Source organism: Candidatus Obscuribacterales bacterium (genome assembly GCA_019744775.1).
Lineage (GTDB): Bacteria > Cyanobacteriota > Vampirovibrionia > Obscuribacterales > Obscuribacteraceae > SBAT01.
Window position 1 is genome coordinate 121736 of record JAIETZ010000006.1, and the last position, 13340, is coordinate 135075.

Genomic DNA, 13340 nt, shown 5'->3' on the forward strand with positions numbered 1-13340 from the left:
CTAGCCAACTCCTTTTAGAAGTTGTGCTCTTTTCAATTCAATTTCATTGAGCCAGGGCATTGGCATCAACTGAGCCTTTTCATAACACGCCTCAATGAGCCGCATAGCTTTCATGGCTTCAGCACCAGTTACTACAGTCTCACAAACACGGTTTTCAGCAACGGACTCAACAACCGCATGCAGCTGATTGAAAAAAGCCCGCAAATGATCCGGTTGATCAATGCTCGGAAGGCATACTCTGTTTCTTAATTCATCAATCGCCTTCATAGCGCTTGCATCGCTCGAAACAACTTCGATTTTAGTTGCTTGGGTAATACCCCAAGTGACAGATCCCTTTTCACAATCAATTGCGTATTTGTTGTCTAAAAACCAATCACGACTCAAACGTACTTTTCCACTAACACCATTCCTGAATTTCAACTGCAATCGGCAGTTTGCTTCAACTCCTCCCATAGCGTCATCCTCGTACTCTTGGCTGCTTTCCACATCTCCAAAAAACCACAAGGCTAAATCCAAAAGATGCACACCAAGATCCATCAAGACCCCGCCGCCGGCTTCTTTTTTGTTAAACAAGGAACCTGTTGCAGCCGGCCATTGAAATGGACTGCCCTCACTGAAATTAAAGCTTATCGCTTTACCTAAAAGCTCCCGTGTAAGAATTTCTTTGATAGCTAAAGCTGCTGGAAATTGACGACGAAAGTGTCCAACGGCCAACAATTTGTTGCCTGCCGCTTCGAGCATTGCCTGACACTGAATGGAGGTCTGCGCCATAGGCTTCTCACACAAAACCGATGAGCCTCGCGTTAAAGCTTCGATAGTCTGTTCGGCATGAAAAGCAACCGGTGTTGCAATTATCGCAAGGTCTATATCTTTGAATTGAGCAATTTCGTCAACTGCTGATCCCGGAAACTGCAGCGACAATTTTTCCGCTCGAACCTTTGACGAATCACATACCGCTTTTACTGACACAGTACCCGAAGCACTCAGCTTCTTTAATGCCGGAGCGTAATAATGCTCAGCCACCGCACCACACCCAACGAGCGCCACATTTACAGGCTTCATTGTTCACCGCCTTTAGCTAGCGGCACAATAGCTTGAAGGACAAGTTGGCGATAACGATCCCAGGTTAATGACTTAGCTTTGGCTCTTGCTAGTTTACCCATTTCCGTCAATTGAGACTTATTGTCAGCACACCAGTTTATCTTTTCAGCGATTGCTTCCGGATTGCGAATAGGAACTAAAAATCCTGTTTTCCCCTCTTCAATCAAGTCGTCCCCACCGGCATTCGGGGTAACAATAAGAGGCAAGCCACAAAGCATTGCTTCTTGTTGAACAAGAGCGCGCCCTTCCACAATTGAAGGCAGTACAAAAACATCACATGTCTGCATCAGGCGCAAGACTTCATGATGAGGTCTTGTCGGCTCATAAGTAAAATCGGCATATTCGCCCTTGTAAAAGTCCAAGCCGGCAATAGGTGATCCCATCACGACGAGTTCAACATCGGATCGTCTTAACAATTTCATCGCCTGAAACAAATCCGCCAGCCCCTTCCTTTGTCCCATGCTACCGGCAAACAGAACACGCAATTTTTCACCAGTGCGGTCTCCGCGTTCCTGCACTTCGATCTCCGGCGTACCAAATTCAGCTACGACGCATGTCTTATTCCCTCTAAAGTTTTCCGGCAATGAATCAAGAACGAATTTGCTTGGACAGATAATTGCATCTGCCAGCATAGCTTCTTCTGTCTTCCGTTCCAATTTTTCATTAGAATCTCTTGTGCCGCCGAGTGTAGGTTCCCATTGAGGCCAACGTTGAGCTTCTTCCTTCAACAATGTCTGCACTGTTTGCCAATAGGCAATCGGCAAATCATAAAAGCACTTGATACCCAATTCATGAGCTGCCCGAAACGTCTGCAATGCCGCATCTTCATATGCGTACACCCCAGTAACCATGCCGCTTCTAGCGATTTTCCTTAGCCTTTCGGCAACCAGGCGATCAAGATCTCGATAAACAGCATCCGTTGAAGCGAAACCAGTTTCATGTTTGACTAGAGAAGAAATGCCAAGTCTTGGTGCAAGGAGTCTCAATATCTCCTTCGTCGGGTGCATAAACACCTTTTCTCGGTCGATATGGAATTGTCGTCTCAACAACTCATCAACAATACTTTTCGGTAATAGCTCTAGTAAGAAATCAGAATCTTCAAAAGCCAGAGTAGTGTGAAACTCAGCAAGCTGATTAGCTTCCTCAAGCCCTTGAAGCACAGCGCGCAAGAAAGCGTTTCCAGTTGGATGACTTACAACAATCACGATTTATCTCCAACTAGTTCCTGAAGCTTTTGGCGAAACTTTCGCAAAACTTCTTCCTTGGAAAATTGCTTTACATAGATCCTTGCCTTTTCGCTCATTGCACTGCGCTTGCTTCTATCCGCCAGTAAATTCTCCAAGGCCTCAGCAAGAACCTTTTCATCATCAGGCTCTACACGCACGCCGAAATTACCTTCTGCCAAAGCCGAAGACAATGCGCCCTCATTTTGCGTAATAGCAAGTATTGGTCTGCCTAGTGCCAACATCTTCAACAACTTGCTCGGCAAAAACGCAGTTGCTGCACCCTTCTTCTGCGGTATCAAACAAATGTCACTATCCTGCAAAAATTGCGTATGCTCATCTTCCGACAACACATCAAGCAACATCACATTATTAAGCGAGTTATCCATCTTCAACTTGGCGAGCCTGTCTACTTCCACTCCATTGCCTGCTATAGCAAAAGTAATTGGTTTGTCTCTCAGCAATTTAGCTGCTTCAAGAATGACCGGTAGTCCCTGTTTTACACCCATGTTACCGGCGTAAGTTACAAGACTATTGCCTGAAGCGATTCCCATCTTAGACTTCCAGGCACCAGATTCAAAACCAGTATAGTCACAATCGACCCAGTTAGGAAACAAAACAATTTTCGCTTTGCTTATACCCTTCAGCGAAATCAAATCGCACATTTGCTCGCTGATTGCCGAAACTACTCTTGCTTTTTTATAGGCAAATTTTTCCAAGGCATATAGCGCTCTTAGAAAAAAACCTTGCTTGAGCATCAAGAGTCCGGCTGCCGCGTCCGGTTGCAAGTCCTGCACATGGAAAACAAATTGCCTGCCCTTAATTAGACAAATAAGCCAGGCCGCAAATCCAAGCAGCAATGGTGGTGAAACAACGACATATATATCGGCGGACGGAAGCGTAAGTTGGCGAAAAAAGGATGAGAACACAAAAGACGCTTCGTGCAAAATTCTCAAAAAGGGCGTCGGTTTCTCAGGCACGTACAAGGCGCAACGGCATACTTCGACACCATTAATCACTTCCTTGCGATAAAACGGCTTATCCTTTTCAAGATGTCTCCACTGGGGATAATAGGGAAAGCCGGTGACCATCGTCACTTGGTCGCCTTGTCCAGCCAAATACTCAGCCAAACCGGTGTTATAGACACCAATCCCTGTTAATTCTGGTGCGTAGTTAATACCCCACAGATTTATTTTCATGGTGTACGTTTCTTACCGGATTCCCGCCTACAATCCCATTTTGACTGCTGCGGTTGCTACGCTAACGATATTGACACGCGTCATCTAAAAGCATACAAGTAATACATGCAATTTACACGCCTTTTGCGACATACAGCTGCCAGTCCTCTGCGAGCCATGTTGGATATTCCGGACGTTCGGCGCCGAGTGATTTTTGATCTCAAACAAAGATATTTTGATGAATTAGAAATTGAAGTACCTCTGGGCTTTGGGCTGAAAGCCCCTATCACGTCGCAGGAATTCTGGGTTTCCTTCGAAGAGATTTTCTTTGAACGAGAATACAAACTCCTGCTTGAAAACGTCATCACGGAAAAATACTTCCCCCAACGCTGGCTGGACCTTGGTTGCCATGCCGGCTATTTTTCTCTCTGGCTTGCCTACGAACGTATCAAGTCCGGGCTGACAATTAACGACTGTCGAGTTTTACTTATTGATCCCGATCCAAATGTCGCTGATCAAGTTCGCAAACTTATAACAACTAATCGGTTGGAAAGTTCATTTCAATTTTTGCCGGTTGCCATTTCCAAAGATTCCGGACAAACAAAATTTGCCGTACGCAGTTTTATGTCCTCATCATTAGCCGAACTAAGAGACGAAAAAGCCGACATTCACAGCGTCAAATCAGTAAATACAAAAGAACTTATTTCGTACATGTCACCGCCATATGACTTAATCAAAGTAGATATAGAAGGTGCAGAATTCGACTTCATGACCGCTTACGAAGAGATTTTCAAATCGGCAAAACACGTAATTCTTGAATGGCATTCCTGGCACACCGGCGGTGGTGGAAGGCAACAATTGCACGAGCTCGCGCTAGCAAACAACTTCCGAGTATTGAGCGAATTCACGTCGCCGCGGACAATTACTATCAAAGGCAAGCCGGAAACATGCGGCATGTTTCTTCTTGAGAACAAGACCTAATTATTGCTTCTTGAGTTTGCTGCCAAAGAGAATTGCATCGAGCGCAAAGCGTCCCGGTCCAATCATCAACAGAAGAAAAGACATCGCTGCATAGCCAAGAGAAGATTCATACGATCCATCATATCCAACAAATGGCTCGCCATGAGCTGCACGGAAATAGACAGCCATACTCATCATAATCAGCATTCCAAGAGAAGCAAAAGGCATCAAAAAACCAATACTCCAGGCAATGCCCCCACCAAATTCAGAAAAAGCGGCTAGCGCCTGAAAATATCCATTAATCGGTGCATTCGGACCTAACCAAGTAAATGGTTCCTGAATTTTTAACCAACCATGAAAAACAAATGCGCTCCCTGCAACCAACCTCAGGAAAAGCATTGCCAGTGAGCCTTTTGTATCAAGGCGACTGTAGTAAAGGAATTTATTCACTTGAAGTCCTCGCTTTAACTATCTGAAAATAACGCAAGAGTTTTATCTATGGCTCTATCCCAGGAAAACCATTGGCTGGACAGAGTCAATGCGCCCTGAGAAAGTTTCTCACATAATGCTTTGTCGGCAATTAATTGTCCAATGGCTTCGGCAACAGCCGCCGGATCTTTTGGCGGGCACAGATAGACATTTTCTCTATCGACGAAAACGTCTTCTGATGTAGGCGAACTTGTCGTGACAATCGGCAATCCATGGCAGGCAGCAGCGCCAAACGAACTATTGTTCAGGTGCACACCCCAATCCCAAGGCATTACTCCAAAATCTGCCGCTCGCAAATACAAAGAAGGCACTTCACTATCAAAATCAAAGTTGCCGGTCCACGTAATTTTGTTTGCAATTCCCAATTTGTCTGCCAGATCTCGCATCTCCTGGGCATACGCATCTCTGCCGACATTTTTCAGAAGCATCTCGGGACTGCCGCCAACGACAATGAGTTTGATATCGTCATTTTTTTGCGCAGCAAGTTTGAACGACTCAAGTAAAGTCTCAATGCCCTTGCCTGGATACAGATAACCCAAATAAACCAATATAAAAGACGAATTCAGTGAGAGTTTTTTCTTAGCTTGCTCAATACTCAAATTTACAATTGGCATCAACGGCGGCGGCGGAATCAATGCCAACTTTGCCTTAAGCCTTGAGTATATTTGGCATAGTTCATTACCATGCTCTTCACTCAAAACAATTATCTTGTCACTATCACGCAAGAGCGTGCCATACGCATATGCGACGTCCTGGGATCTGAACAATTCACAGACAATTCTATGAGTAACACGAATTGTCCTGGGCCACAGGTAAACCCTACAACCGATAGGCGCCTCAATGTGGGTAACAAATCGAATCTTTGGATCAATAAAACGCAAGATTGTCGGTAAAAACGTGATCATCGGATGATCGTTATAAAGGAAACCGCCGAAGTGCAAATTCACTACGTCAGGCTTTACACTTTTCACAACCTCTAATATTCGTACTAGTTCGGACCAAGTCCAACGGTGAATAGTCGAATGAACTGTTATTGACTCGTCTTGCACCACATTGTCGATTTTTGAAGTAAGAACATGCACGTCATGTCCACGCTTAGCAATGTTTTGACACAGCCGCAAAGCATAATCAGCGCCGCCCGAGCTCACGGGTGGAAAGGTTGCTGAAATAACAAGTATTTTCATGTTCTTCAGCTATTTCCGTTGTCATTTGTTATGCAGTAACAATAGCTTCGCCAATCGTCGCAACTATCGTCCGGTACAACAGCTTTTACTATCGCACCATGTGATTCAACGAACCTTTTCATTTCCTCAACAGGAATTCCATACATCTCCATTTGCGGAGTTTGTTGTTGCTGCTTACACAAATAGCCCATACGCGTTTTGAAATACCAATTCAAGAGTGGGCGCGGTATAAGACTTTTCACTATCGCTTTTATACCTTTTGGTGCCTCCAAGATTTGAGTATTTTGTCCAGGCAATTTTTCTGTCGGCTCTTGAAAAACAATGACACCACCAGGTGCCAGTATGCGAATGAATTCCCTAACGTAATTGAGGGCATACTCAGGTTTCATGTGCTGCAAAACGCGACAAGAGTAGATAAAGTTGAATTGTCCATCGACAAACTGTGACAAATTTGGTTGTCTGTTTACTTCATAGAAACAGCTTTCCGGATATTGATTGTATTCCTTTGCCAATTTGATCATTGACTCAGCAATGTCAACACCGTAGGTTTTTTCAAAGCGTTGCGCCAATGCCTGAGTTAATCTGCCGGCACCACAGCCGAAGTCGAGAGCCGAGCCATAGTTAATCCGCAATCCCTGCTGCCCGACGAATTCAAGAGCCTTGTCGATTTCGTCTCTACCGGTACGGAAAAACTCATCCCGGTTCCACTTATTGCCTTCTTTGCCCGGGAAAGAAAGAATCGCCCAGAAGGGATCCCTTCTGCCGAACTCATTCCAATTTTGCTCTAGTTGCTTTAGATCCATATCTTGCTCGGATATAACCTAGCACTATAAGTAGGTGTGAGGCAAGCCAAGACATAGTATTATTCACCTATGTCTTGGAAGCGGGATATAGCTGAAGCTCTCGTGTGGTTGGCAAGTCGCTTTGTCCCTAGTGGCACGCCTAGTGCCGCACCTGAGTCCATTTTCGTTTTGAGAAATAACGACTTAGGAGACTTACTTGTAATTACGCCGTTATTTCAGGCGCTTCACGACCGATATCCCAATGCCAAAATCGTAGCCGGCGTTGGCGACTGGGCAAAACCTCTTTTGGAACTGAATCCCTATGTAAGTGAAGTCTTGCCGATGAACGCGCCCTGGCACAATCAGGTAATAGCGGATCAAAGCCTCAATGCAGCACTGACTTATATCCTTACTTCGGCTGAGGCGCAGCGGCTATCGGATAGTCATTTCGATGTAGCAATAGATGTAGTCGGCAGCCCCTTTGGACAACTTTTGCTCATTAAGGCAGGCATTCCATACCGAATAGGCGTCAGAGGCTTTGCCGGTGGTCACTCCGGCGCTCATAGTTTTGTCAATTACAATCATGAAGAGCACGTCGGACGGCAGGCTTTACGCTATGCGGAAATTCTCGGGGCGACTAACTTACCTAGCAACTATCCCCAAGTATTTCTTTCCGAAGAAGAAAAATTAGCGGCCGAAAACACTTGGCACAAAAAAGCTGTCAAAAGAATTGTGGTTGGCCCAGGCGGCGGATTTGCAACGAAATGCTGGCCGGTCGAAAACTTCAGACAATTGCTTGAGCAGTTGGATAACCAATCGGTAGAGATTATAGTAGTCGGGGCTGAAAAAGACGTGGAGAATGCATCAGCTTTATGCAAAGACTTGAAGAATGCCGGAAATCTCGCCGGTAAGCTAAGTCTCAGACAGAGTTTAGCGCTAGTGGCAACAAGCCACTTAGTCATTTGCAATTCCAGCATGTTGATGCACGCGGCAGCAGCATTTAGCATTCCACATGTGATACCACTCGGGGAATACTTCACTGACAGCAACCAGCATATGTCACAGTGGGGTTATCCAGACCTCACACACTGCCTCGGCAAAAACGCAGAGCGAAAGACGATCTATAATCCAGGTGAAGTACTGGCTGTTGTAAACAAATTACTATAGTCCTCAGTCGTACTCGTTAAAAACAGTACGCATTAATTGCTTGCGCAATTCAACCTTTTCCGGACTTGCTTTACCACTCAAACGAAGCGCCTGTAAAAGAATATATTCGGCTGCATGTCTGGCAAATAATAGTGGTTTTACAGAGGCGACATCCCGCGCGTGTCTTTTTAAAAGCTGCATACGCGCATGATGAAAATGGATAACTCTCTTGCCTGACCATTCAGACAAAGTTTCCTTGTTGTCGTGAATTACGCCAACTGCCTTAATAACAGCCAGCTTCCAGCCAAGTTTTGATAAGCGCCATGCCCAATCAACATCGCAATCCGAAAATGGAAATTCGCGAGCATCCAGCCCTCGACTTTTCTCCCACGCTGTTCGTCGAACGACCAGGGGACTAGTAAATACAACATCACAAATTGTCCATTCAATTTGCTGGTCTTCTTGATCTTCCTGTTGCCATCCATGTTTGATTGGTTGATCGAGATGAAGCATACAGGTTAGGTGTTGTCCCAAGACAAATTGCAAAACCGTCGGAAAAGAACAACCGATGCCGGCCGGTTCACCCGAATGCTTGGTCACGGTAAAGCCGACAGCTGCCAGATAACTTATGGACTTAAGTAACTTAAGCGCCTTACTTAAAGGCTCAGCGGAAGTTATGAAGTTATCTGTTTCAAAGAAGAAATAGTACTCAAGTTGCGGAAAACAGTCAGCTGCGTACCTGGTAGCTCGATTAATACCGCCACTAAATGAAGTGTCATCTCCAGGCTCAGGAATTATGAGTTCGATGCGAGTGCCGCTCTCGCGCGAATATTCATTTATCCATTCAAGACTGCCGTCTGTTGAGCCGGCATCAAAAATAACAATCGCCGACGGATAATCAATGTTCTTAAGTGCGGCAACAAGACTGGGAAGCCCTTCTTTCATAAGCGCCAGGCGATTAAACGAGTTGACAATAGCAACAAGCTTTACAGTCATGAGCCTAACTTTAGCAAATCCAATTACAATTAGAGACATGTTTGAAATTGGCTCAAAAAGATTTTGGCGATCATTAGCCGTCAAGTATTTGCCGGAATGTCTGAAGTCCCCACTCAGAAAAAGGCTACACGGCTGGACTGACAGTCAGCCGCCTTTTAATGTTTCCTTTCAGCCAAGCGATAGGGGACTCTTAGCCAAAATCACTAACGACCTGGACTTATACATAAACGAAGAATTCAAGCCAAACGTCGATTACCAGTTTGTGCAAAATGCCGATTGTATTGAAGAATCGCGAGCTTTCATTGCCTTAGCCAAAGAAGCAAAAGTCTTATTTGACGCAGGAGCCTACGCGGGGCTTTTCTCGCTTGTCTTTTGCCGAATGGGAAAAGATAAAAGAGCAATAGCTTTTGAACCATCACCTGTGATGAAGCCCAAAATTGAAACACTGATTGCCATAAACCAGCTAGAGACCCAATTGCGTCTGAAACCCAAAGCAATAGGCAGTGAGGAAGGCTCTCTAAATCTGGCTTTGGAAGACACGGGTTTTGTGCAGATACTGCCGTCCGACAGTTCCACCAAAACAATGGCTGTTGAGGTGACAACGCTTGATTTGGAATGCAAGCGTTTAAATGTCTATCCGGATTTATTAAAAATCGACGTTGAGGGCTTTGAGCTTGAAGCTCTAAAGGGAGCCGAGGAATTACTCGCGAAGAAGAAACCGGCAATCTGCTTAGAACTGCATCTTAATTACCTGGAAGAGCGTGGTATAAAACCAAAACTGGTAACAGACGAGCTAGAAAAACATGATTACCGGTTTTATTCCTGTGCCGGACAAGAACTATCCGCCGCTCAAATTTATGATTCGGTTAAACCCGTAGTTCGCTTCATCGCAAAATAGTTATTTGCGCTTTTTAAGTTCATAAGTTTTGGCAACAATGAGAAATTCATAGAAGCCATGCAGACGTGCAAAATAATAGCCTTCAATGCCGTCTAAAAATCCCTTCTGCCAAATGTAGACATAGAGAAAACGCATCAATGGGCGAAAAGGCAACGAGCGCGAAAAGGCGCGCAGCTTGCGTCTAAAACCAACGTTTTTATCTTGAATTGATGACGCGCTCTTTCCCTCATATTCATCACAAGCTACCCGGGCTTCCCAATTGGAATAACGATCATGCTTTTCTAAAAATACTTCCACCGTGGGAAACGCATAGTGGTCCATCTCCGCTTTCATGTGCGCGGTCTTGCCCTCAACAACGACATGCTCATGGACTTCATTGTCACCACTTGCCGTGTCTATTTCAGTCAGTTTTTCGTAGCGACCAAGTTTGTGTTTAAAAAGGCGAAGGTTCCAATTGGGATAGTACGCATGCTTCAACCACTTTCCCATAAACTGAAAGCGCCTGTTAACCCAATAACCGGCAATATCATTTTCAGTGCCGACTATTTGCCCGACCTCTTCCTCAAATCCCTTGGGCAGAACTTCATCGGCATCAAGAATAAACACCCATTCATTGCTAAACGGCAAATTATCCAGAGACCAATTTTTCTTCTTCGGCCAGGTGCCTGAGAATTGAAACTGCACAACCTTTGCCCCGTATGATTCAGCGATGGCAACAGACTTGTCCGTGCTTTGCGAATCGACCACAAATATTTCATTAGCCCATTTTATAGACGACAAACAGCGCGGCAAATTGCCTTCTTCATTTTTAATAGGCACGATAAAACTTACTGGTACTTTGTTCATTTCGCAGTTACGGATTAAAGGAAAGATCTGACGAACGCGTTTCTGATTGAGCAATTATTCGTTTGCCCATCACCCGCGCTGGATTGCCTGCCGCAATCATCCATGGTGGCACATCGGCAGACACAACAGCACAAGCGCCAACCACTGCACCATCACCGACATTGACACCGGGCAAAACAAAAGCACGAGCTCCCACAAAGGCATCTTCACCTACAACTATCTTAGCTGTCTGCAAGGGAATGTTAATGTCATCGAACTTATGCGTACCCGTACATAGATAAGCTTCCTGGGCAATTGTGCATCTTGCTTTGAGCTCAATTTCATCGAGCGTATAAGCATTTGCCCTGTCTCCCAAGGCACTGCGATGATGCATTGTTAAATTCCAGGGCACGAGAATTCTTGCCCGCTGATGCACAAAAGGCGTGCCATAGAGGTGTGCGCCAAATAGCCTCAACAAAAATAAGCGCCACGGATTAAACGCCTTGGGAGTCCAACTGCAAAAGAAAAGCCATACGTAGTCCCATATTATCTGCAACAGGCGCCCGCCAAGCGGTCTACCTGATTCATATGCCGACTTTTGGTCATAAGTACGTTTACTGCGCATATATTGATTCTAGCCGACTCCTGTAAGTTCTTGAAACAGAATCATTAACCGGCGAAAAGCCATCTCCACATCGAAGTAGTGGTTGAAACATTTTCCGGCGTTCTCCTTCATCTTCAGACGCTCATCTTCATTCAGTTCAAGCCAGGAATTGATCAACTCTTCGGCGCCTTCAAGGGTATCGCTGGCCACAAATCCTGCTTTGGCAGCAAGAATTTCTCTCCAGATATTCACCTTGTTGGATATAAGCACAGGCACATTGCAACCAAGCGCCTCGGCGACGACGACACCAAAATTTTCTTGATGCGAAGGCAAAATTAACACTTCGGCATTACATATTGCCGACCACTTAGTTTGACCATTGATCATTCCTGTCCACGTTACTCGCGACTGAATGCCCAACTCTTCTGCCAGGTCTTGCAATCTTGCCAGATAATGCTCCATTGCCGGTCCGGCAATAATTAGGTGCAGTTTTCTATCGACAGCTACTTTTGCAAAGGCTTTAAGCAGGAGATCACAACCTTTCTTTTCATGCACACGACCGAGAAATAAGAAAATTCGCTTGTCGGCAAGCTCAGGAAATAATTCCGCAAACTGTTTCTTCAAGATATCCGGAGAATTAGGTGGTGAAGCGGCACCATAACCAACTACCACCTGATTGCATTCATAGATAGGAAAAGACTGGAATGACAAAATGCGTTCTTCTTCTGAGGTAAATAAAACTGCCTTGGCATCTTTCAAAACCCAGTATTCAGCGAATGGCCAATACAGGCTCTTTTTCAGATGTTTTAACGGATAGTGTTGCTTAAACCAGGGATCAAGCATGCCATGAGTAAAGACAACATACGGCGTATCGGTATCCTTGAGAGCGAGCCACGTGCCAAACGACGAGTACTGCCAAATTCCATTTACAACGACAATATCGTATTTTTTTCTGTTGGCTCTTAGCCATTGAAACCAACGCAGGCTGAAGCCGTAGCTTAGAAAGCCTGGTCCCAGGGCATGAACTGGGCAGGGAAAGTCTTTTACCCAGGGGTCATTGGGACTATCCAGGCAAATGATTTCAATCTCCGTGCCGCGTCGCAAGTGCAGTTGGACCACCTGCCGAATGAACTCAATTGGTCCGCCACCGGCTGGATTTACGGAATGTATACAGTGGAGAACCTTCATGGCAAACCAATTCACAAGGAAATTTTCGGCGTTACACTAGAATAATACCCGTGATGAGCCGCCAAGAGACTAGCGAAAGGATATCTCAGCAATGAAGAGGCTAATAATGCTTATAAGCCTGCTTCTGCCCTGGTGCATAAGACGTCCAATTCTCTGCGCCCTTGGTTATCAGCTTCATCCAACTTGCCGGATTGGACTGTCCTTGATTATGGCGGACCATTTAATCATGGAAGCCAATTCTAGAATTGGCAATTTGACCGTCTGTAAAAACATCCACAAATTACACCTTGCGGAAAATGCCACCATCGGCAACTTAAATTGGATAACCGGATATCCGGCAAATGGCGTCAAGCACTTCAGACATCAAACCGATAGAAAACCTGAGCTTGTACTTCATGCTCACGCTGCAATTACCAACAGACATTTAATTGACTGCACAAATTCCATAACAGTCGGTAGTTTTACGATTGTTGCCGGATTTCAATCACAACTAATTACGCATAGCATTGATCTCAAGGAAAACAGGCAGTCATCCAATCCAATTTCCATCGGCAAATACTGTTTTGTCGGTAGCAATTCTGTTTTGTTGGGCGGCAGCGTCTTACCTGATTACTCAGTATTAGGAGCCAATTCCTTTTTGAGCAAAGCCTTTTCTGAAAGTTACTTTCTATATGCCGGCGTGCCGGCGCGCCCTGTAAAGCAACTGCCTTCAGGCTACAAATATTTCCAACGACAGATTGGTTTTGTTGACTGACTTAGTACCGAA

At 45.1% G+C, this 13340-nt stretch carries 14 protein-coding genes; 4 read left to right on the forward strand and 10 right to left on the reverse strand.

Features of this window, described 5'->3' with window-relative positions:
• The 3 genes from K2Y22_13645 to K2Y22_13655 are packed head-to-tail and all read right to left on the reverse strand — an operon-like array spanning nucleotide 1 to nucleotide 3523.
• On the reverse strand, nucleotides 1-1062 hold the full coding sequence (locus K2Y22_13645) for a Gfo/Idh/MocA family oxidoreductase (protein MBX9879499.1): 1062 nt from the start codon (nucleotides 1060-1062) through the stop codon (nucleotides 1-3).
• Complete coding sequence (locus K2Y22_13650; GenBank protein MBX9879500.1) at nucleotides 1059-2306, reverse strand: glycosyltransferase family 4 protein; 1248 nt, start codon at nucleotides 2304-2306, stop codon at nucleotides 1059-1061. The genes K2Y22_13645 and K2Y22_13650 overlap by 4 nt, the downstream gene beginning before the upstream one ends.
• Nucleotides 2303-3523, reverse strand: a complete 1221-nt coding sequence (locus K2Y22_13655) for a WcaI family glycosyltransferase (protein ID MBX9879501.1) — start codon at nucleotides 3521-3523, stop codon at nucleotides 2303-2305. The genes K2Y22_13650 and K2Y22_13655 overlap by 4 nt, the downstream gene beginning before the upstream one ends.
• Before the next feature lie 105 nt (nucleotides 3524-3628).
• Here K2Y22_13655 and K2Y22_13660 point away from each other — a divergent pair, with 105 nt between their 5' ends.
• Nucleotides 3629-4483: an FkbM family methyltransferase gene (locus K2Y22_13660; GenBank protein MBX9879502.1), complete on the forward strand. Its 855-nt coding sequence runs from the start codon at nucleotides 3629-3631 to the stop codon at nucleotides 4481-4483.
• Here K2Y22_13660 and K2Y22_13665 read toward each other — a convergent pair whose 3' ends face one another.
• From K2Y22_13665 to K2Y22_13675, 3 genes are read right to left on the reverse strand one after another with little or no spacing between them, the layout of a single operon-like run.
• Complete coding sequence (locus K2Y22_13665; GenBank protein MBX9879503.1) at nucleotides 4484-4912, reverse strand: DoxX family protein; 429 nt, start codon at nucleotides 4910-4912, stop codon at nucleotides 4484-4486. It lies immediately after the preceding gene.
• A 14-nt stretch (nucleotides 4913-4926) separates the two neighbouring features.
• On the reverse strand, nucleotides 4927-6135 hold the full coding sequence (locus tag K2Y22_13670; protein MBX9879504.1) for a glycosyltransferase family 4 protein: 1209 nt from the start codon (nucleotides 6133-6135) through the stop codon (nucleotides 4927-4929).
• Between the two features lie 5 nt (nucleotides 6136-6140).
• On the reverse strand, nucleotides 6141-6938 hold the full coding sequence (locus K2Y22_13675; protein MBX9879505.1) for a class I SAM-dependent methyltransferase: 798 nt from the start codon (nucleotides 6936-6938) through the stop codon (nucleotides 6141-6143).
• Nucleotides 6939-7007: 69 nt separating this feature from the next.
• On the opposite strand from K2Y22_13675, the gene K2Y22_13680 reads away from it, so the two are divergent.
• On the forward strand, nucleotides 7008-8084 hold the full coding sequence (locus tag K2Y22_13680; GenBank protein MBX9879506.1) for a glycosyltransferase family 9 protein: 1077 nt from the start codon (nucleotides 7008-7010) through the stop codon (nucleotides 8082-8084).
• 3 nt (nucleotides 8085-8087) lie between these two features.
• On the opposite strand, the gene K2Y22_13685 is transcribed toward K2Y22_13680, so the two are convergent.
• Nucleotides 8088-9059 carry a hypothetical protein gene (locus K2Y22_13685; GenBank protein MBX9879507.1) on the reverse strand — a complete coding sequence of 324 codons (972 nt, stop codon included), beginning with the start codon at nucleotides 9057-9059 and terminating at the stop codon, nucleotides 8088-8090.
• Between K2Y22_13685 and K2Y22_13690 the strand changes: the two genes are divergently transcribed.
• The gene (locus K2Y22_13690; protein ID MBX9879508.1) at nucleotides 9058-9957 is read left to right on the forward strand and encodes an FkbM family methyltransferase; all 900 of its coding nucleotides are present in this window, start codon (nucleotides 9058-9060) and stop codon (nucleotides 9955-9957) included. The two genes, K2Y22_13685 and K2Y22_13690, sit on opposite strands and share 2 nt — an antisense overlap.
• On the opposite strand, the gene K2Y22_13695 is transcribed toward K2Y22_13690, so the two are convergent.
• Genes K2Y22_13695 through K2Y22_13705 form a run of 3 tightly spaced genes read right to left on the reverse strand, consistent with a single transcriptional unit; the run spans nucleotide 9958 to nucleotide 12574 of the window.
• A complete protein-coding gene (locus tag K2Y22_13695) occupies nucleotides 9958-10803 on the reverse strand; it encodes a glycosyltransferase family 2 protein (GenBank protein ID MBX9879509.1) in 846 nt (281 codons plus the stop codon).
• A gap of 7 nt (nucleotides 10804-10810) precedes the next feature.
• A complete protein-coding gene (locus K2Y22_13700; GenBank protein ID MBX9879510.1) occupies nucleotides 10811-11407 on the reverse strand; it encodes a hypothetical protein in 597 nt (198 codons plus the stop codon).
• 9 nt (nucleotides 11408-11416) lie between these two features.
• The gene (locus K2Y22_13705) at nucleotides 11417-12574 is read right to left on the reverse strand and encodes a glycosyltransferase (protein MBX9879511.1); all 1158 of its coding nucleotides are present in this window, start codon (nucleotides 12572-12574) and stop codon (nucleotides 11417-11419) included.
• Between the two features lie 91 nt (nucleotides 12575-12665).
• Between K2Y22_13705 and K2Y22_13710 the strand changes: the two genes are divergently transcribed.
• Nucleotides 12666-13328 carry a hypothetical protein gene (locus K2Y22_13710; protein ID MBX9879512.1) on the forward strand — a complete coding sequence of 221 codons (663 nt, stop codon included), beginning with the start codon at nucleotides 12666-12668 and terminating at the stop codon, nucleotides 13326-13328.
• Nucleotides 13329-13340: the final 12 nt, after the last annotated feature.